Here is an 18,029-nt window from a genome sequence, read left to right as displayed (position 1 = left end):
CGCCGCCGCGGCCGTGCCCCGGGGCTCGGCCCCCCCCCGGGGCGGCCCCCGCCCCCCCAAGCCGGGCCCCCGGGGGCGGGGGCCCCCCCCCCCCCCCCCCCCCCCCCCCCTCTGCCGTAGAAGGGCTACAGGAGGATCTCGACGGTGCCTGCCAGGCGGTCGTGCAGGCCGCGGCCGTCGCGATCCCAGATCAGAGCGGGAATCGCGAGGAACAGCAGTACCGTGCGCAGCAGGGCGCGTAGCGGGTTGACCCGGCCGGTGTTCAGGGCGACCACGCGCAGGCCGAACAGGCGCTTACCGGGAGTGAAGCCGATCGTGCCGACTGTGAGGACGATCAGGGCGAAGAAAATGAGGGGCGCCCACTTCTGAGCCGCCTCGTTGTAGCTGTGCGCGATCAAACCGTATGCGATCAGGAGACTCAGGCCCCAGTCGACAGCCAGCGCAGCGAACCGGCGGCCCGGGCGGGCGATCGACCCCGGCCCCTCCTCCGGCAGGCCGAGCTGCTCACCCCTGTATCCGAACTCGACTCCGGCGTCCTCCGCGGCCGCGCGGGGACCCGAGAGCCATGAGCCGATTGCATCCCTGTTGTCCACGCGTCCACGGTACTGCGGGCGTTTCGCGATCCGGACAGGTGGGGTACGCGGGACGCGATCCGGTTAACTTGTGCGAAACAAATGGGTCACGCCCGAGAAATCACGCGTCCCTAGGGTCGAGGTCAGCGTGTGCCACCGCACTGGCCGCACAACGAACTACCACCCCGGCGGGACGGTCGGGAGTAGGAGGAGCTGGATGTTCCAGAACGCCGACGAGGCCAAGAAGTTCATCGCTGACGAGGACGTCAAGTTCGTCGACGTCCGTTTCTGCGACCTGCCGGGCGTCATGCAGCACTTCACGGTGCCCGTCGAGGCGTTCGATCCGGACGAGGAGCTCGCGTTCGACGGTTCGTCGATCCGCGGTTTCCAGGCCATCCACGAGTCCGACATGGCGCTGCGCGCGGACCTGTCGACCTCCCGCGTCGACCCCTTCCGCCGGGACAAGACCCTCAACATCAACTTCTTCATCCACGACCCGATCACCGGTGAGCAGTACTCCCGTGACCCGCGCAACGTGGCGAAGAAGGCCGAGGCCTACCTCGCGTCGACCGGTATCGCGGACACCGCGTACTTCGGTCCCGAGGCCGAGTTCTACGTCTTCGACAGCGTCCGCTTCGCCACCACGGCGAACGAGAGCTTCTACCACATCGACTCCGAGGCGGGCGCCTGGAACACCGGCGCCACCGAGGACAACCGTGGCTACAAGGTCCGCTACAAGGGCGGCTACTTCCCGGTCCCGCCGATCGACCACTTCGCCGACCTGCGCGCCGAGATCTCCCTGGAGCTGGACAAGCAGGGCCTGAAGGTCGAGCGCCAGCACCACGAGGTGGGCACCGCCGGCCAGGCCGAGATCAACTACAAGTTCAACACGCTGCTCTCCGCCGCCGACGACCTCCAGCTCTTCAAGTACATCGTGAAGAACGTGGCCTGGCGCAACGGCAAGACCGCGACCTTCATGCCGAAGCCGATCTTCGGTGACAACGGCTCGGGCATGCACGTCCACCAGTCGCTGTGGAGCAACGGCGACCCGCTGTTCTACGACGAGGCCGGCTACGCGGGCCTGTCGGACATGGCCCGCTACTACATCGGCGGCATCCTCAAGCACGCCCCGTCGCTGCTGGCCTTCACCAACCCGACGGTGAACTCCTACCACCGTCTGGTGCCGGGCTTCGAGGCCCCGATCAACCTGGTGTACTCGCAGCGCAACCGTTCCGCCGCGATGCGCATCCCGATCACCGGCTCGAACCCGAAGGCCAAGCGCGTCGAGTTCCGTGCGCCCGACTCCTCCGGCAACCCGTACCTGGCCTTCTCGGCGCTGCTGCTGGCCGGCCTCGACGGCATCAAGAACAAGATCGAGCCGGCCGAGCCGATCGACAAGGACCTCTACGAGCTGGCTCCCGAGGAGCACGCGAACGTCGCGCAGGTCCCGACCTCGCTGCCGGCCGTGCTGGACTCCCTCGAGCGCGACCACGAGTTCCTGCTCGCGGGCGACGTCTTCACGTCCGACCTGATCGAGACCTGGATCGACCTCAAGCGCACGAGCGAGATCGCCCCGCTGCAGCTGCGTCCGCACCCGCACGAGTTCGAGCTCTACTTCGACGTGTGATCGGCACCTGACCGGAGATACGCCCGCGCCCCCGCAGTCGGCTGTACCGACTGCGGGGGCGCGGGCGTATGTTCTATTCTGCCGTGGGACGACACGGGGGTGGACGGAATGCCGCAGCACGAACACGACGATCCGGAGCGCGAGTTCGACCTGAAGTGGGCGGACGGCGCCGAGCACAAGGAGCCCTCGGCGCGGGCCCGGATGCTGGCCGCGCGGTGGCGGGAGTCCCCGCCCGAGCCGCAGCCCTTCCGCGCCGACCCCGAACCGGTGACGCCCCGCCGCTCCGCATGGGTGTCCACGACCGTGGTGCTGGGCAGCGTCGCCGCGATCATCCTGCTGCTGGGCTACGCGCAGTTCCGGGCGCCCTTCTAAAGCCTGCCGCCGCTCCTCCCCTGTCTTTCGCGTCACGCCGGGCCGTCCGGCCTGTGCACTTTGCAGCACCTAGGGCCGTTCGGGACCACTTCATGGGAGTCACCGGGTGCACACTTGCAGTGGGACGAGTGCCTGACTGCGGGGTGATGCACATGCAGAGCCGCTTCCGGAGCGACCGGCGGCTGACCGTGCGGATGACGGTCACGATGTTCCTGCTCGGGTTGCTGTACGTGGCCTTCGTGGCCGCGCTGATCGTTTTGCTGAAGTCCTGGCTGCTCGTCGTCGTGCTGGTGGCGGCGATGTTCGTCGCGCAGTTCTGGTTCTCCGACCGGATCGCGATGTTCGCCATGCGCGGGCGGGTCGTGGAGCGCGAGGAGTATCCCGAGCTGCACGCCGTCGTCGACCGGCTGTGCGCGATCGCCGACATGCCCAAGCCGGTGGTGGCCGTGTCCAACATGGACATGCCCAATGCGTTCGCGACCGGACGCAATCCGGACCACGCCGTGATCTGTGTGACCACGGGGCTGCTGCGCCGGCTGGAGCCCGCCGAGCTGGAGGGCGTGCTCGCGCACGAGATGTCGCACGTCGCGCACAAGGACGTCGCCGTGATCACGATCGCGTCGTTCCTCGGCGTCATCGCCGGGCTGATCGTGCGGTTCGCCTTCTACTCGCAGCTCTTCGGCGGCGGGCGCAGGGACCAGAACACCGCGGCGATCTTCTTCGCGGTGATGGCCGTCTCGGCGGCCGTGTACGCGATCAGCTTCCTGCTGATCAGGGCCCTGTCCCGGTACCGGGAGCTGGCCGCGGACCGGGCGGCGGCACTGCTCACCGGGCGGCCCTCGGCGCTGGCCTCCGCGCTCACCAAGGTGTCCGGCGACATCGCACGGATCCCGACCAAGGACCTGCGCACGGCGCAGGCGTTCAACGCCTTCTACTTCACGCCCGCGACCGGCAAGGAGCCCGGTATCGAGCGGTTCTTCTCCACCCACCCCAGTCTGGAGCAGCGGCTCGACCAACTGGGCCGGATCTCCGCCGAGTTGGGTGAGGCGCAGACCCCCGGAAAGGCATGATGCATGGGCCTGCTGGACATCCTGCTCGGCCGTACGAAACCCGTCCTGCCCGACCTGGACCGGCTCTTCGCGCTTCCGTCGGCGGCCGTGACCCTGGAGGCCGCGGCCGGTTTCACGCCGACCGGCACGGGAGCCGTGTGCTTCGCCACGGTCGAGGGCTCGGCCTTCGAGCAGACGCACCGGGAGGTCCAGGCCCTGCTGGACGCCGACGCGGACCGGGACGGCCCCCCTGTGGAGCTCAGCCAGGACGAGTACGGCTACTCCTGGCTGCTCTCCCAGCGCTCCCCCGAGCAGCTGTCCTCGCTGGTCAACGACCTGCACGCGGTGAACAGCTCGATGGAGGTGAACGGCTTCGGGCCGCAGCTGCTGTGCTCGCTGGCGGGCTTCCGGGGCGAGGGGGACAGACGCCTGGCGCTGGTCTACCTCTACAAGCGCGGCACGTTCTACCCGTTCGCGCCGCTGCCCGGTGCGGGGCAGCGGCGCGACAACGCGCTGGAGCTGCAGGTGAAGGCGGCGCTCGCCGACGACCTGCGGATGGAGCAGGACCTCAGCCGCTGGTTCCCCGTGTGGGGCGCCCCCGGCCTGTAGGCCTATCCGCTCTTCTCGCGCTGCTGACGGCGGTGCTGCAGGGGGCGCTCGCGGCGGTACCGGCGCTCCCACTTGGCCTGCTGGTCACGGCGCCTGCGGTAGGCCTGATAGCTGGCCGGCATGGACCCCGACGAGGATCCCCCCGTCGACGGGGCCTGCGGGGCGCCGCCTGTGGAACCACTCCGTCCGTACTGCGTGTAGAGGAAAAGAACGGCGACCGCGACGAGCCACCAGACGTGGTTTCCGAATCCTAAGAGCACCAGGACGACGGTCCCGGCTATGACGATGGTGCCCATCCGGGCCTCCGTGGGCGTGGGTGTGTACGAGCGGTGACGGTGTGCTGTCCCGGCGGGGCGCTGGGGGAAGGCGCCCGGCCGTCGGTGCGTAGAGAGTAGCCCCGAGTCCGCAGGGTGATGCCGGTCCTGCGCAAAGCGTTCTGGGCAGCTCCGCCGCACTTGTCCAGCGTAGGGAGGTGGTCACTCGGCGTGCATCCCGTTTTCTCCGCGCCTAGAGTCGGAACGGATCGACCGATTCACCGCATTCGCCTCATTCGCCGCACAAGGGGTGCACCTCGATGAGTGATCTCTTCGTCATCGCCTACGACGACCTCGCGACCGCCGAGCAGGTGCGCGAGAAGCTGTTCGAGCTGTCCAAGCAGCATCTGGTCGAGCTGGAGGACGCGGTGGTCGTCGAGCGGCGCGACGACGGGAAGATCAAACTGCACCAGGCCGTCAACCACACGACCGTCGGCGCGGCCGGGGGCGCACTGTGGGGCGGCGCGATCGGGCTGCTCTTCCTGGCGCCGCTGCTCGGTGCCGCGGTGGGCGCGGCGGCCGGAGCGGCCGGAGGCGCGATGACCGACACCGGCATCAACGACAACTTCATGCGGGACCTGAGCCAGAACCTGCGACCGGGCGCGGCCGCCCTCTTCGTCCTGGTCAAGCACGCGGCCCAGGACAAGGTGATCCCGCAACTGACGCCGTACGGCGGCCAGTTGGTGCAGACCTCACTGAGCACGGCGGACGAGGAGCACCTGCGCGAGGCGATCGCGGCCGCGCAGGCGCCGAAGGCGGAGGCAGGAGCCCAGCCGGAGACAGGGGCCTAGCCGACCGGCAGATCCAGCCTTCGCCCCACCACCTCCGAGGCGACCTCGGTCAGCCGGCGGCGGTGGGAGCGGGCGTGGGAGCGCAGGATGCGGAACGCCTCCTCGACCGAGATGGAGTGCCGGGCCGCGAGCGTGCCCTTGGCCTGCTCGATGATGATCCGGCTGGTCAGCGCGTGCTCCAGCTGGCCGGCCAGGGCGCGCGTCTCCCGCAGACGGCGGTCCCGCTCCAGGGCCCAGCCGGCCGCGTCGGCGAGGGCCTGGCCGAGCGCGAGGAGCTCGGCGGACAGCGGTGTGCTGCCGGGGCCCAGCAGCACCAGGGCGCCCAGGATGTCGGGGCCGACGCGCAGGGGCAGGGCGGCGACCCGGCCGAACCCGAGCTCCAGGGCGCGGGCCGAGTAGCGCGGCCAGTCGCGCCTGGCCCGGTCGCCGTCAAGTGCGGTGTCCGGGACCGGCCGGCCGGTTCGCCGGGACTCCGAGCCCGGCCCCTCGCCCCAGCCGGCGGCTTGGTTCGCGAGGAGCGTCAGCTCCTCGCCGACGGCGGTCACCTCGGCACGGGCGTGCTCGTCGGGGGCGTAGAGCACGACGGCCGAGCACTCGCCGAGCAGCTGGGTGCCGTGCGCGGCCAGGGTCGCGAGGAGCCCGGTCGGGTCGGACACCTCGGTGACCGGGCTGGCGGCCAGATCGACGAACGCCCGTGCCAGCTCGTGCGGCGACGGGGACATGGTGGTCATCGGCTGGGTTCCCTTCGCCTGCCGGCCGGCGGCCGCCGGTCGCACACCTCGTGGTCGTCCACTGCCGCGCGCTTCCCCACCTCAGCCGAACCGAAGTTCGCCGCCGAGGACGCGCTCTGCTACTGAGTGAGCAGAGACGCCCTCGGCAAACGCGTGGGCCTTGATCAGCTGCAGCGCATCGGCGACCGAGCACTTGAGGTGCACGGAGACCATGCCCGCGGCCTGATGCACCTCGGCGCGCATGTCGGTGGCACCATACAGCTCTGGATCACCGTCCGGGCCGAGGATCATCGAACGTGTCAGTGCCTCGGCGACCTCGCCGAAGGTGTCCGCGTTGGTCACGCCCTGTATGGGATCGAAGACCGCGAGTGCGCCGACACACGTCCCGGACAGGCTCAGCGGTACGGCGGCCACCGCCTTGATGCCGAGTTCCGCGGCGGCCGGACCGTAACCGGGCCAGCGGTCGAGCATTGCGGCGCTGTCCGCCAGCACCGGACGGAGCTCGCTGGTCGCGTCCCGGGCCGGGCCCTCGCCGAGCAGGAACTCCAGCTCCTGGGCGGCGCGGGCCGGTTCGTCGGAGGCGGCCATTGCCAGCTGGTCGAGGGAGGCTCCGATCAGGGTGACCGCGGCGCTCTCGGTGCCGCAGGCCTCGGCCACCCCCGCCATGAACAGGGGCTTCGGGGCATCACGCCGAACCGACCAGCCCGCGAGTCGGGCCACGTAGTCGTCCTGGAGATGTGCCGCCGTCAGATGGCAGGACGCGGTCGACCGGTGGATCCCCGCGATCCGCATGTGCATGTCCTTGAGGGACTGGGTGCGAGCCTCTTCGGCGAGGAACTCATGCCGCTCGGCGCGATCGGTCTCGTCTTCGAAACGGGCCCGCGCCAACGCCGCTTTCCGCTGGGCGGAAGCGGTGAGGTCCGAAGCCGCACCTTCGGTGGCCATATCGGAATCGTACGCTCACGTCCGTCCTAGTCGGAGCCGTTCACCCGGCCTTCCTCCATCAGCAGGACGACCCCGCCGTTGTGGCCGTCGAAGGGGCTGCACTGCACCGTGCAGATGATGGAGCGGCCCAGGCGGTTGATGGCCGGCACGGGCAGCGGCTCGCCCCGCCTGCCGGTGTCGACGCAGACCTGGATGGTCTCGCGCAGCTTCTCGGTGGGCAGTCCGAAGTCGAGACCGAAGAAGGGCTGGTCGAGGACCTCGTCGGTGCGCAGACCCCATATGTCGACGGCGCCGCGGTTCCAGCACTTGACCTTCAGCGCCTGGTCGAGGACGACGACTCCGGCGGCGATCGAGGTCAGCACGGCCTCCAGGAACGTACGGGCCTCGTCCAGTTCCTCGGTGCGGACCCGCATCTCCTCGTTCATCGTCTCCAGTTCCTCGTTGCCGGACTGGAGTTCCTCGTTGGTGGTCTCCAACTCCTCATTCGTGGACTGGAGTTCCTCGTTCGTGGTCTCCAACTCCTCAATACTCGACTGGAGTTCCTCGTTCGTGGTCTCCAACTCCTCATTCGTGGACTGGAGTTCCTCGTACGCCGTCTCGAGGTCCTCACGGACCCGCTTGACCTCGGACTTCAGCTGGGTGGCGACCGTGACGTCGGTGAAGACGATGTTGGTGGCGGACACCATGCCGTCGGCACCGGGGAGGGGCTGGATGACGATGTCGAAGTACTGGACGGCGTCGGCGACCCGGCGTTCGGCGCCGTTGATCCGCAGGGTCCGCCGCTCACGGGTGGACTGTTCGATCAGGGAGCGCAGTTCGACGGGACGGTAGGAGATCTCCAGGTCCTGGAAGGGCCGCCCGATGTCGTTCGCGGTGAGGCCGAACTCGGCGCGCGCGTGGTTGTTGATGAGCACGACCATGCCGTCTGCGTCGACGGCCAGGGCGGCACCCGGCGCCGCGTCGAGGATGAGATCGCGCAGCTGGCGGTGGCGTGCCGCGCTGTGCAGCTCGCTGCCCACCCCGGCCCTGACCTTCACCGGGACGGGCTGGTAGGGCGACGCGGCCGTTCCGGCGCGGCGCCGGAACACGCGCTGCCGCATGCTCATCACTTCGAACCGCTCGGCGTCGTTGAGCAGCATCTCCGCCTTGCCCAGGAAGAGGAAGCCGCCCTCGCGCAGCGCGAAGTGGAAGCGGTCGACGATCTGCCTCTGCGCCTCGACGTTGAAGTACATCAGCGTGTTGCGGCACACCAGCAGGTCGAGACGGGAGATCGGCGCGTCGCGGGTGATGTCGTGGCGGCCGAAGATCACCTTGCGGCGCAGGTCGGAGCGGAAACTGAACCGGGCGCCGTTCTGCTCGAAGTACTTGTCGCGCAGCTCGGGCGCCAGAGACTCGAGGATCTTGGCCGGGTACAGGCTGGTCCGGGCGTCGCGCAGTGCCTCGTCGTCGATGTCCGTTCCGTAGATCTTGACCCGCTGCAGGGTCTCCTCGATGCCCAGCGCCTCGGCGAACATGATCGCCAGCGAGTAGGCCTCCTCGCCGCTGGAGCAGCCCGCGCTCCACACCCGGATCTCGTCCTCGCCCCCGCTAGGCGCGAGCAGCTCGGGCAGCACCTCGTGCTGGAGGAAGATCCAGGCGTCGGAGTCGCGGAAGACGGAGGTGACGTTGATGAGGATGGTGTTGAACAGCGCGTCGAACTCGTCCGCGTTCGTCTCCAGGCGGTCCTGGTAGTCCGCGTACGACCTCACCTGGGCGTCCGCCATCCGCTTGCGGATGCGGCGGCCCAGCGAGGAGCGCTTGTATCCGGTGAAATCGAAGCCGCGGGCATCACGGAGGAAACGGAGGAGCTCTTCGAGTTCCTCGTCGGTCTCCACGTCCGGCTGTCCGTCAACCATTGCTGCCGCCTACTTCTCCGCTACTGCCGCTTGGTATCGACCAGTTCACCGATCATCGCGGCGATCTCCTCAAGAGGTAGCACGAAGTCCACCGGCCCCGTACCCACGGCCGCTTCCGGCATGCCGCTGAATTCCGATGTCGCCGGATCCTGCACGATGACGGTGCCTCCGCGCGATTTGACCGCGTCCACGCCCTGCGCGCCGTCGCGCCCGGTACCGGTGAGCACACAGGCGATGGCCTGCGGGCCGTAGGCCGCGGCGACCGACTCGAACAGCAGGTCGGCGGAGGGCCGGACGAAGTGGACCCGCTCGCTGTCGGTGAGGTCGAGCAGTCCGCCGGGACGGACGAGGAGGTGCCGGTCCGGCGGGGCGATGTACACCGTGCCGGAGACGATCCGCTCATGATCCTCGGCGAGCTTCACGTTCATCTCCGTACGGCGGGCCAGAACCTCCGCGATCACCGTGCGGTGGTGGGGGTCCAGGTGCTGCACGATCAGCAGCGGCACCGGGAGCTCCGCATCCAGGGCGCCGAGCAGGGCGCCGAGGGCGTGGATGCCGCCGGCGGAGGAGGCGACGGCGACGACTTCGAATCGGCCGGGCGTGGGCTCGGTGGGCTGCACACGATCAGATTAGAGCCGTGCGGGCGGCAGGAGGGCCGTGCGGCGAAAGGAGGTGGGGTCACACGTCCGGGGATGCCGCCACCACGCCGGCGGCGACGGCCGCGCCCAGGGTGGTGTGGTCCGCGGTGGTCTGGTCCGCGTAGCGCAGGGCGAAGTCGGCGACTGCCTGCTCGAAGGTGCCGGCACCGCCCAGGTAGGCGGCGATCGCGATGCGGTCGCCGGAGCGGGCGTGGGCGCGTGCCAGAGCGGTGCCGCACAGCCGGGCGTATCCGAGGAGGTCGGCCGGGTTCATTCCGGCGACGTCCGCGGAGCCCTTCATGTCGCGCAGTTGACGCCAGTAGAAGGCGCGTCCCTGGGGCCCGCTCATCCATCCCAGGAAGATGTCGCTCGCGGCCTGCAGCAGGCGCTGCCCGGCGACCACGCGGCGCCCGGGATGCACGTACGGCCCGTGCGGCAGATGCTCTTCCAGCACCGACGTGCGCGCCTCCTTGATCTGCAGGAACAGCGGGTCGTCGGTGTCCCGTCCGGCGAGCAGGACGACGAAGCACCTGAGGCCCACACTGCCGACGCCGACGACCTTGCGGGCGGCGTCCACGAAGCGGTAGCGGTCCAGGAGCAGGCGGCGCTCCTCGGAGAGGGTGGAGCGGTAGTCGCTGAAGATCTTGCGCAGGGACGCCGTGTCGGCGGCGCCGGCGGGTTCGAGCAACGGCGGGTCGTGGACGATGCGACGGCGTCCGTCGACCACCTCGGTCAGCTTGCCGACGGCCTGGAGGCTGGTGCGGCGGCGGGCCCGGGTCAGGCTGGACTCGACGTGGCGGCGCCGGTGGGCCGAGCGGACCAGGGGCAGCAGGCTCTCGGCGTCGATGCGCTCGTACCAGACGGCGAGTTCGCCCTGCCGCGCGAGGCGCCGTATGGCGGTCCGGTAGGCGGCGCCCGCCTCCAGCGCGGCGCGGCGGGCCTTGGCGTCGGCGTGCCCGTTGGCGCGGGCGGCCACGGCGACGGAGGCCGCGAGCCGTTTGACGTCCCATTCGAAGGGGCCGGGGAAGGTCTCGTCGAAGTCGTTGAGATCGAAGAGCAGGGCGCGTTCCGGGGAGGCGTACAGGCCGAAGTTGAGCAGATGGGCGTCGCCGCACAGCTGCACGGTGAGCCCGGTGTGCGGCTGGGAGGCGAGGTCGGCGGCCATCACGGCGGCGGCACCGCGCAGGAAGGCGAACGGCGAGGCGGCCATCCGCCCGTACCGGATCGGCAGCAGCTCCGGGAGGCGGTCGCGGCCCTGGCGCTCCAGTACGGCGACGGGGTCGGGCCGGTCGACGGACGGGACCCACGCGTCGTGCGCGGAACGGGCGACACGGCTGCGGGCGGCCTTGCCGCGGTCGGCCCGTGCGACGGGCGTGGTCAAGGCGTCCACCACCGCCACCACATGCCGCGCCTGCGCATCACGCCTCCCGCCGGGTTCCGCCGCCCCCTGTTCGCAGTGAAGGTGGCGGCGGGGGCGGGCGCATGCCGGGACCGGCGATCGGGTGACGCCAGTTGACCTGGTGGGCGGCCGGTTGTCGGTGGCCTCCTGCAAGATGGGCTGAGGCGCGAGTGACGGGGAGGCCGGTATGGGCGGCGGCGTACGGTACATCGGGGCGGCGGAGCGGCGGGCCCGGCTGGCGGTGCGCCACCGGCTCGCCGGGGCGGCGCGGGCCGGCAGCCCCGAGGAGGTCGCCGGGACGCTGGTCGCGCTGCACGGCACGGACCCGGCGACGGTGTACCTGGCCCTCGGCGCACGGCTCGCCGACCCGGCGCTGACCGTGGCGCAGACCCAGCGGGCGCTCTACGAGGACCGTTCCCTGGTCCGGATGCACGGCATGCGGCACACCGTGTTCGTCTTCCCCACCGACCTCACCGCCGTCGTGCACGCCTCGACCGGTCTCACCGTCGCCGCCCGCGAACGGGCCAAGCTGCTCGCGGACATGGCGAAGGCCGGGGCGCCGGACGCGGCCTGGCTGAAGGAGGTGGAGGAGTCGGCGCTGGCGGCGCTCGCGCGGCGCGGGCAGGCGACGGCGGCCGAACTCGCGGCGGACGAGCCGCGGTTGCGCGAGCGGTTCGTGTACGCGGCCGGCAAGGGCTACGAGGGCGTGCACACCGTCTCGACCCGGCTGCTGAGGGTGCTGGGCGTGGAGGGCAAGGTCGTCCGGGGGCGGCCGCTCGGGTCCTGGACCTCCAGCCAGTTCCGCTGGGCGGTGGCACCGCCGCATCCCGAACTCGACGTGGCTCAGGCGCAGTCGGCGCTCCTCGGCCGATGGCTCGCGGTGTGCGGGCCGGCCACGGAGGACGACCTGAAGTGGTGGACCGGATGGAAGGTGACCGACGTACGGCGGGCGCTGGCTTCGATCGGCGCGCAGGGGGTGTCAGTGGACGAGGGCACGGGGTATGTCGTGGCCGACGACGTCGAGCCGGTCGCCGCGCCTGCCGAACCGTGGGCGGCGCTGCTGCCCGGGCTCGATCCGACGGCGATGGGGTGGCGGGAGCGGGACTGGTATCTGGCCCCGGAGTTGCGGCCGAGGCTGTTCGACGGCAGCGGGAACGTGGGGCCGACGGTGTGGCTCGACGGGCGGGTGGTGGGGGCGTGGGCCCAGCGCAAGGGCGGGGAGATCGTGTGGCGGGCGCTGGTCCCCGGCGGGGTGGGGCGCGAGGCGTCGGCCCTGATCTCCGCCGAGGCGGAGCGGCTGCAGGGGTGGGTGGGGGCCACGGGGGTGACACCTCGGTTCCGGACGCCGATGGAGCGGGAGTTGGCGGGGTAAGGGACTCTCACTCGAACGCCGGACGGGCTGAACTCGGCTCAGCCCATTTCAGCCCGTCCGGCGTTCGCGGACGAGGCCGTTCAGGCCGAAGCGGGGGCCCGGGGGCGGCAGCCCCCGGACAGACGGCAACGACAGCGCCGGGCACCGTCGGCAGGCCAACGGCACCCGGCGCACCCGTCAACGCGAATACCGCATCAGCGCCCGCACCATATGGCACGTCGTGTCCGACGGCGGATGTACGCCGATGACCTCGGCCGTGCTGCGTATCGTCTCGTTGCGGGCCTGGTTCGGCATGTAGACGCCCGAGTCGAGCAGGGCGATCGCGAGCCGCATCGCCTTGAGGCGACGGTTGTGCGTGACGTACCAATCGCGCGGACGGCCCGGCGGCAACGGGCGCTTCTCCACGGGCTCGTAGGGCAGGTCGAGCAGAACGGGGTGCTGGGCAGTGGACTGCATCGGCTTCGGCTTCAGTGCGGCAGCGGGCACAGGCATCCTCCTGTCGCGGTCAGATCGCCCACCAGGGATGTTCCAACCCCGGCGGCTTCCTCGAACACTGCTTCTATTCTAGCGCCCGCCACTGACAAAAGCCCCTGGCCACAGGGGCTTTCGGGCGGCGCCGGTCGCGTACCGTAGGCGCATGGAGATCTGGATCAACCCGGCCTGTTCCAAGTGCCGCAGCGCCATCAGCCTGCTCGACGCCGAGGGCGCCGACTACACCGTCCGCCGCTACCTGGACGACGTACCGGGCGAGGACGAGATCAGGGCCGTGCTCGAGCGCCTGGGCCTCGAACCGTGGGACATCACCCGCACCCAGGAGGCCGACGCCAAGGAGCTCGGCATGAAGGACTGGGCGCGGGACGAGGCGTCGCGCGACCGGTGGGTCAAGGCGCTCGCCGAGCACCCGAAGCTGATCCAGCGCCCGATCATCACCGCCGACGACGGCACCGCCGTGATCGGCCGCACCGACGACGCCGTACGGGATGCTTTGTCTCGATAGAGACGTACAAGAACCCCACACACGCCTCAACTCCACTGTGACGCACGTTACTTCGGCGACTCCTGCGACCGGTGAGTAACTGCGTTCGGTATCTCGTACATAGCGGCGTACGCTCCCCTACCTCTCTGGAGGCGCGCATGTCGCGTAGGCGAAGTCTTGGCACGAAGAAGAAGATCGCGCTGCTGGTGAGCGCGGCGGCGGTGGCGGGAGGCGGCGCCTTCGTCATGGCGAGCACCTCCAACGCCGCGCAGAGTCCGGGCCCCAAGACCCTGTCGTCCGCCGCGGACTCGAACGTCTGCCTGGGGCTCGCCACCGCCCTCGGCAACAACCAGAAGTTCATCGACGGGCAGAAGGCCAGTCCCGACGCCCAGTCCGCGGCCCGGATCGCCAACCGCGAGGCGGTCATCGAGCAGATCAAGGTCCAGCAGAAGGCGTCCGGTTGCACCGTTGGGGAGTCGGCTCAGGGCTCCCAGTCGACGCAGCCGGCGCAGAACGGCCAGCAGGCCGGCGGGGCCCAGGCGTCCGCCCAGCCCTCGCAGGGGGCTTCCGCGGGAAACGCGAACGGAAACGCCGGCGGGAACGCAGGCGGTGCCGCGGCCTCCGGTCAGCAGGTGTGCAACGGCTCCACCGTGACCCTCTCCGGCGAGGGCGGGGCACCGGCGGCCTCCAGCAACCAGTTCCCGGCGGGGACGACGCTGAAGGTCACCAACCTGGACAACAACAAGTCGACGACGGTGAAGGTGACTTCGGTCTCCGGCAGTTGTGCGCTTCTGAACAACGCGGCCTTCGAACAGGTCCGTGAGCCCGGCAAGTTCCTGATCCGCCGTGCGCTGATCGAGAAGGTGGGGTGAGGCTCAACGACCCAGGAACTCCGTGAGGCGGCGGCCGAGTTCGGCCGGTGCGGCCTGCGGCAGCGCGTGGTGGGAGACATCGGGGAGGACGACGGTCTCGGCACGCGGCAGCAGCTCACCGGCCCGCGCCGCCACCCGGTACGTGTCATGGGTCCTGCTGCTCCCGGCCAGGAGCAGCAGGACCGGCATGTTCAGCCCGCGCAATGCGTCGGGTGCCGGACGGGGACCGGCCACCGGCTTCGACACGGAGGGGAAGCCGGCGGCCGCCTCCTGCAGACGGAGCCAGTCGGGGTCGAGGTCCTCCCCCACTCCCGGCTTCGCTCGAGGGGGCGCGGCCCCCATCCCGGTCTCCCAGCGCAGGAAGGCACGGACGCGGGCGGGCGTCGGCCGCAGCAGCATCGGCAGGGCGTGCAGCAGATACGCCGGCCGGTAGCCGGCGAAGCACTGGGTGGGGTCCAGCAGGGCGAGGCGCCGCACGCGCGTGGGTGCGTGCAGCGCGTAGTGCAGGGCGATCCAGGCACCGTAGGAGTGACCGGCCAACGCCGCCTGCGCCACGCCGAGTTCGTCCAGCACCGCATCCAGCCAGGCCACCAGGTCGGCGACCGTACGGGGGTGGCGGTCGCCGGCCTCGGTACCGCGCCCGGGGGCGCCGACGAGGTCGACGGCGAGGACGCGGTGGGTACGGGCGAGGTCTGCCGCCTGCGCGTACCAGGACGCGGAGGTCGCTCCCCCGCCGCCGGGGAGGAGGACCAGTGCGGGGCCTTCGCGCGGACCGCACGCGTTGACGTACGCCGTCCCGAACGGCGTGGGCACGGTCAGCGCCTCGCGCTCGGCGGGCCACTTGGCCATGACCTTGTCATAGGCGGCCAGGAAGCCGTCCATGTCGTATGCACCGTCGTACACATCGGTCATTCGTCTGCCCTCCCCTTAGTATCTCGCTGAGCGAGATACTCGTCGAACGAGATGATAACGGAGAAGGCACATGCAGCCCCAGGGCCCGGAACTGGAGATCGTCCATCTGCTGCGCGCCGTGACCGTCGAACTCGGCCTGCACAGCGGCCGGTTCGCGCAGCGCAACGGCATGCACCCCACCGACGTACGTGCCCTGATCGCCCTCATGGACGCCTCTCGCGCGGACGAGGAGATGACGGCCGGCCGGCTCGGCGCGGCGCTCGGGCTGAACTCGGCGGGCACCACGGCCCTCGTGGACCGGCTGGAGCGGGCCGGGCATGTGCGGCGGGTGCGCGGCGGGACGGACCGGCGCAGGGTCGTGATCGAGGTGGACGAGAAGGCGGTCGAGCTCGGCTGGTCGTTCTTCGGGCCGCTGATCGGGAGCGCGGTGGAGTTGCTGCGGGGGTACGACGAGCGGGAGCGGGCGGCGATCCGGGGATTCCTGCAAGGGGTGCGGACGGCGGCCGCCGAGGGGGAATGACCCGCGAGCGGTGCCCTCACACCGTGAATCGCGCCACATCCACGCCAGGTAACACGGGGTTCACATTCGAGCAATGGACGGGAAATCGCCCGTTGACAGTCTCGCGGGCATCAACAGTGGCGCCCCAGTGCCGCAGCGCCGCAGCACCCGCAAGTGCGTCTGACACACCCCGAAGGAAGTGGCCCGTGACCTTCAAGGCCGAGTACATCTGGATCGACGGCACCCAGCCGACGGCGAAGCTCCGCTCCAAGACGAAGATCATCGCCGGTGCGCCGGCCGGGCTCGACGCGCTGCCGATCTGGGGCTTCGACGGGTCCTCCACGAACCAGGCCAAGGGCCACTCCTCGGACCGTGTCCTCAAGCCGGTCTTCACCTGCCCCGACCCGATCCGCGGCGGCGACGACATCCTCGTGATGTGCGAGGTCCTGAACATCGACATGACGCCGCACGAGTCCAACACCCGTGCCGCGCTGGCCGAGGTCGCCGAGAAGTTCGCCGCGCAGGAGCCGATCTTCGGCATCGAGCAGGAGTACACGTTCTTCCAGGACGGCTACCCGCTGGGCTTCCCCAAGGGCGGCTTCCCGGCCCCGCAGGGCGGCTACTACTGCGGTGTCGGCGCCGACGAGATCTTCGGCCGTGACATCGTCGAGGCCCACCTCGACAACTGCCTCGAGGCCGGTCTCGCCATCTCCGGAATCAACGCCGAAGTCATGCCCGGCCAGTGGGAGTTCCAGGTCGGTCCGGTGTCCCCGCTGGAGGTCTCCGACCACCTGTGGGTGGCCCGCTGGCTGCTCTACCGCACCGCCGAGGACTTCGGCGTCGCCGCGACGCTTGACCCGAAGCCGGTGAAGGGCGACTGGAACGGCGCGGGCGCGCACACCAACTTCTCCACCAAGGCGATGCGCGAGGGCTACGACGCGATCATCACCGCCGCCGAGTCGCTCGGCGAGGGCTCCAAGCCGCTCGACCACGTCAAGAACTACGGCGCCGGCATCGACGACCGCCTGACCGGCCTGCACGAGACCGCCCCGTGGAACGAGTACTCCTACGGCGTCTCCGACCGCGGCGCCTCGGTCCGCATCCCGTGGCAGGTCGAGAAGGACGGCAAGGGCTACATCGAGGACCGCCGCCCGAACGCCAACGTCGACCCGTACGTGGTGACCCGGCTGCTCGTCGACACCTGCTGCTCCGCGCTGGAGAAGGCCGGCCAGGTCTGATCCCACCGCTCCTGCCGAGGGGCGTCCACCGTTCGCGGTGGACGCCCCTCGCGTTGTCGGTGGGCCGTGTCATGGTGGGGGGCATGGAGATCGACGGGGGATTCATGGCGGCCGACGAGGGCGCCGGGGACGTGCTCGACGTCAAGGCCGAGACGGAGAACGGGCAGACGCACACCCGGACTTCGCCGCGCGGCCTGCGCGAGCTGGTGCAACGGATCGGGAGCGCCGGGGACCTCTTCCTGATCCTCCAGCGGATACCGGACCTGCCGGACGTGTTCGCCCAGGTGTGGCACGAGGAGGGCGGCGACTACCGCCTGGAACACCGGTGCGGCGAGGCCGGCTTCTTCGGTACGAACCTCGCGGACCCCCGGCGGGTGGCGGACCTGCTGACCGGCTGGGCACGCCAGGAGGCCGGCTGGGACGCGGGCGTGGACTGGGCGGCGGTCGACCTCGGGCCACGCGAGGAGGTGCCCGAACTGCCGGACGGGGTGCGCGCGCAGGTCGAGGAGCGCGTGCGCGTACGGCTGCGCTGCGGCTACGACAACCGCAAGGTGCTGGCCGAGATCGCCGAGGACCACCTGGTCGACGGCGGCAAGAGGCCGGTGTCCGGGGCCCAGGCCCGCCGGCTCGTCGACCGGCTGTGGCTGGAGCGGGTGGCCGAGCAGCGGGCCTGGGAGGGCGTCACCGACCCGGAGCGCCTCGCGCTCGCCTTCGGGGCCCTGGAGGAGACCGGCATCACGGCCCGGGAGAACTTCACCTGCTGCCGCGGCTGCGGCCTCGCCGAGATCGGCGCCGAGCGGGCGGGCGCCCGCGGCTTCGTCTTCTTCCACCAGCAGGTCACCGAGCAGGCGGCGCAGGGCCACGGCCTCGCGCTCCACTACGGCGGCTTCGACGGCTCGGCCGAAACCACGACCGCCGTCGGCCGCGAGGTCGTCGCCGCGCTCACCGCGGCCGGGCTGTCCACGCACTGGACAGGCAGTCCGGACGCGGCGATCGACGTCGGCCCCCTGATATGGCGCAAACGCCTGGTGGGGTGACGTACGCGACGCCGCTTTCGGGGCGGGGACGTGTCCAGGCAGTGAGAGGAGGCTCCTGCCGGCGGGCCGTGTCTGCTTCAATGTGGTCATGACCGGCTTCCAGAAGTGCACCGCCACGGGTCGCCATGACCTGGAGCCCTTCTGGCCTTCCCGCCAGCACCACGACTTCGACCGGGTGTGT

20 protein-coding genes are annotated in these 18,029 nt (G+C 70.6%); 11 read left to right on the top strand and 9 right to left on the bottom strand.

Annotated elements, in window-relative coordinates; translation table 11 throughout:
• Nucleotides 1-125 precede the first annotated feature (125 nt).
• Nucleotides 126-593 carry an RDD family protein gene (locus ACGFYN_RS36690; RefSeq protein ID WP_393870286.1) on the bottom strand — a complete coding sequence of 156 codons (468 nt, stop codon included), beginning with the start codon at nt 591-593 and terminating at the stop codon, nt 126-128.
• A 196-nt stretch (nt 594-789) separates the two neighbouring features.
• On the opposite strand from ACGFYN_RS36690, the gene glnA reads away from it, so the two are divergent.
• From glnA to ACGFYN_RS36670, 4 genes are all read left to right on the top strand, one after another.
• Nucleotides 790-2,199: a type I glutamate--ammonia ligase gene (gene glnA, locus ACGFYN_RS36685; protein ID WP_393870285.1), complete on the top strand. Its 1,410-nt coding sequence runs from the start codon at nt 790-792 to the stop codon at nt 2,197-2,199.
• A 108-nt stretch (nt 2,200-2,307) separates the two neighbouring features.
• Complete coding sequence (locus tag ACGFYN_RS36680) at nt 2,308-2,571, top strand: hypothetical protein (RefSeq protein ID WP_393870284.1); 264 nt, start codon at nt 2,308-2,310, stop codon at nt 2,569-2,571.
• Nucleotides 2,572-2,723: 152 nt separating this feature from the next.
• Nucleotides 2,724-3,641 (top strand): zinc metalloprotease HtpX, encoded by a 918-nt coding sequence (gene htpX, locus ACGFYN_RS36675; RefSeq protein WP_393870283.1) that lies wholly within the window; start codon nt 2,724-2,726, stop codon nt 3,639-3,641.
• A gap of 3 nt (nt 3,642-3,644) precedes the next feature.
• Nucleotides 3,645-4,229 (top strand): hypothetical protein, encoded by a 585-nt coding sequence (locus ACGFYN_RS36670; protein WP_393870282.1) that lies wholly within the window; start codon nt 3,645-3,647, stop codon nt 4,227-4,229.
• Between the two features lie 2 nt (nt 4,230-4,231).
• Here the strand turns inward: ACGFYN_RS36670 and ACGFYN_RS36665 are convergent, their stop codons facing one another.
• Nucleotides 4,232-4,525, bottom strand: a complete 294-nt coding sequence (locus ACGFYN_RS36665; protein ID WP_393870281.1) for a hypothetical protein — start codon at nt 4,523-4,525, stop codon at nt 4,232-4,234.
• A 278-nt stretch (nt 4,526-4,803) separates the two neighbouring features.
• On the opposite strand from ACGFYN_RS36665, the gene ACGFYN_RS36660 reads away from it, so the two are divergent.
• On the top strand, nt 4,804-5,334 hold the full coding sequence (locus ACGFYN_RS36660; RefSeq protein WP_393870280.1) for a DUF1269 domain-containing protein: 531 nt from the start codon (nt 4,804-4,806) through the stop codon (nt 5,332-5,334).
• Here ACGFYN_RS36660 and ACGFYN_RS36655 read toward each other — a convergent pair.
• The 5 genes from ACGFYN_RS36655 to ACGFYN_RS36635 form a co-directional block, all read right to left on the bottom strand.
• The gene (locus ACGFYN_RS36655) at nt 5,331-6,065 is read right to left on the bottom strand and encodes an ANTAR domain-containing protein (RefSeq protein ID WP_393870279.1); all 735 of its coding nucleotides are present in this window, start codon (nt 6,063-6,065) and stop codon (nt 5,331-5,333) included. The two genes, ACGFYN_RS36660 and ACGFYN_RS36655, sit on opposite strands and share 4 nt — an antisense overlap.
• Before the next feature lie 81 nt (nt 6,066-6,146).
• Entirely contained in the window at nt 6,147-7,010 is an 864-nt protein-coding gene (locus ACGFYN_RS36650) for a GAF and ANTAR domain-containing protein (RefSeq protein WP_393870278.1), read from the bottom strand.
• A gap of 26 nt (nt 7,011-7,036) precedes the next feature.
• Nucleotides 7,037-8,905, bottom strand: coding sequence for a CheR family methyltransferase (locus ACGFYN_RS36645; protein ID WP_393870277.1), 1,869 nt, complete (start codon nt 8,903-8,905; stop codon nt 7,037-7,039).
• A gap of 20 nt (nt 8,906-8,925) precedes the next feature.
• A complete protein-coding gene (locus ACGFYN_RS36640; protein ID WP_393870276.1) occupies nt 8,926-9,525 on the bottom strand; it encodes a chemotaxis protein CheB in 600 nt (199 codons plus the stop codon).
• Between the two features lie 58 nt (nt 9,526-9,583).
• Nucleotides 9,584-10,924 (bottom strand): DUF2252 domain-containing protein, encoded by a 1,341-nt coding sequence (locus ACGFYN_RS36635; RefSeq protein WP_393870275.1) that lies wholly within the window; start codon nt 10,922-10,924, stop codon nt 9,584-9,586.
• Nucleotides 10,925-11,129: 205 nt separating this feature from the next.
• Between ACGFYN_RS36635 and ACGFYN_RS36630 the strand changes: the two genes are divergently transcribed.
• The gene (locus ACGFYN_RS36630; protein WP_393870274.1) at nt 11,130-12,314 is read left to right on the top strand and encodes a winged helix DNA-binding domain-containing protein; all 1,185 of its coding nucleotides are present in this window, start codon (nt 11,130-11,132) and stop codon (nt 12,312-12,314) included.
• A gap of 177 nt (nt 12,315-12,491) precedes the next feature.
• On the opposite strand, the gene ACGFYN_RS36625 is transcribed toward ACGFYN_RS36630, so the two are convergent.
• Nucleotides 12,492-12,800 (bottom strand): hypothetical protein, encoded by a 309-nt coding sequence (locus ACGFYN_RS36625; RefSeq protein ID WP_393870273.1) that lies wholly within the window; start codon nt 12,798-12,800, stop codon nt 12,492-12,494.
• Between the two features lie 151 nt (nt 12,801-12,951).
• Here ACGFYN_RS36625 and ACGFYN_RS36620 point away from each other — a divergent pair, with 151 nt between their 5' ends.
• Complete coding sequence (locus ACGFYN_RS36620) at nt 12,952-13,311, top strand: arsenate reductase family protein (RefSeq protein WP_393870272.1); 360 nt, start codon at nt 12,952-12,954, stop codon at nt 13,309-13,311.
• A 137-nt stretch (nt 13,312-13,448) separates the two neighbouring features.
• Nucleotides 13,449-14,162, top strand: coding sequence for a hypothetical protein (locus ACGFYN_RS36615; RefSeq protein ID WP_393870271.1), 714 nt, complete (start codon nt 13,449-13,451; stop codon nt 14,160-14,162).
• A gap of 3 nt (nt 14,163-14,165) precedes the next feature.
• Here ACGFYN_RS36615 and ACGFYN_RS36610 read toward each other — a convergent pair whose 3' ends face one another.
• Nucleotides 14,166-15,074, bottom strand: coding sequence for an alpha/beta fold hydrolase (locus ACGFYN_RS36610; protein ID WP_393870270.1), 909 nt, complete (start codon nt 15,072-15,074; stop codon nt 14,166-14,168).
• Between the two features lie 70 nt (nt 15,075-15,144).
• Between ACGFYN_RS36610 and ACGFYN_RS36605 the strand changes: the two genes are divergently transcribed.
• The 3 genes from ACGFYN_RS36605 (at nt 15,145) to ACGFYN_RS36595 (ending at nt 17,848) form a co-directional block, all read left to right on the top strand.
• Nucleotides 15,145-15,594, top strand: a complete 450-nt coding sequence (locus tag ACGFYN_RS36605; protein ID WP_393870269.1) for a MarR family winged helix-turn-helix transcriptional regulator — start codon at nt 15,145-15,147, stop codon at nt 15,592-15,594.
• Between the two features lie 185 nt (nt 15,595-15,779).
• Nucleotides 15,780-16,811, top strand: a complete 1,032-nt coding sequence (gene glnII / locus ACGFYN_RS36600; RefSeq protein ID WP_393870268.1) for a glutamine synthetase — start codon at nt 15,780-15,782, stop codon at nt 16,809-16,811.
• Between the two features lie 83 nt (nt 16,812-16,894).
• On the top strand, nt 16,895-17,848 hold the full coding sequence (locus ACGFYN_RS36595; protein ID WP_393870267.1) for a DUF6891 domain-containing protein: 954 nt from the start codon (nt 16,895-16,897) through the stop codon (nt 17,846-17,848).
• The last annotated feature ends 181 nt before the right edge of the window (nt 17,849-18,029 follow it).

Origin of the sequence: Streptomyces sp. NPDC048419, assembly GCF_043200415.1 — a bacterium.
Taxonomy (GTDB): domain Bacteria; phylum Actinomycetota; class Actinomycetes; order Streptomycetales; family Streptomycetaceae; genus Streptomyces.
The sequence above is the reverse complement of the archived record's forward strand: the minus strand, read 5'-3'. Positions and strand labels throughout refer to the sequence as shown.

Coding starts and splice junctions, on each gene's coding strand:
- glnA (WP_393870285.1), top strand. CDS start 790: ATGTTCCAGAACGCCGACGAGGCCAAGAAGTTCATCGCTGACGAGGAC.
- ACGFYN_RS36680 (WP_393870284.1), top strand. CDS start 2,308: ATGCCGCAGCACGAACACGACGATCCGGAGCGCGAGTTCGACCTGAAG.
- htpX (WP_393870283.1), top strand. CDS start 2,724: ATGCAGAGCCGCTTCCGGAGCGACCGGCGGCTGACCGTGCGGATGACG.
- ACGFYN_RS36670 (WP_393870282.1), top strand. CDS start 3,645: ATGGGCCTGCTGGACATCCTGCTCGGCCGTACGAAACCCGTCCTGCCC.
- ACGFYN_RS36665 (WP_393870281.1), bottom strand. CDS start 4,525: ATGGGCACCATCGTCATAGCCGGGACCGTCGTCCTGGTGCTCTTAGGA.
- ACGFYN_RS36660 (WP_393870280.1), top strand. CDS start 4,804: ATGAGTGATCTCTTCGTCATCGCCTACGACGACCTCGCGACCGCCGAG.
- ACGFYN_RS36655 (WP_393870279.1), bottom strand. CDS start 6,065: ATGACCACCATGTCCCCGTCGCCGCACGAGCTGGCACGGGCGTTCGTC.
- ACGFYN_RS36650 (WP_393870278.1), bottom strand. CDS start 7,010: ATGGCCACCGAAGGTGCGGCTTCGGACCTCACCGCTTCCGCCCAGCGG.
- ACGFYN_RS36645 (WP_393870277.1), bottom strand. CDS start 8,905: ATGGTTGACGGACAGCCGGACGTGGAGACCGACGAGGAACTCGAAGAG.
- ACGFYN_RS36630 (WP_393870274.1), top strand. CDS start 11,130: ATGGGCGGCGGCGTACGGTACATCGGGGCGGCGGAGCGGCGGGCCCGG.
- ACGFYN_RS36620 (WP_393870272.1), top strand. CDS start 12,952: ATGGAGATCTGGATCAACCCGGCCTGTTCCAAGTGCCGCAGCGCCATC.
- ACGFYN_RS36615 (WP_393870271.1), top strand. CDS start 13,449: ATGTCGCGTAGGCGAAGTCTTGGCACGAAGAAGAAGATCGCGCTGCTG.
- ACGFYN_RS36610 (WP_393870270.1), bottom strand. CDS start 15,074: ATGACCGATGTGTACGACGGTGCATACGACATGGACGGCTTCCTGGCC.
- ACGFYN_RS36605 (WP_393870269.1), top strand. CDS start 15,145: ATGCAGCCCCAGGGCCCGGAACTGGAGATCGTCCATCTGCTGCGCGCC.
- ACGFYN_RS36595 (WP_393870267.1), top strand. CDS start 16,895: ATGGAGATCGACGGGGGATTCATGGCGGCCGACGAGGGCGCCGGGGAC.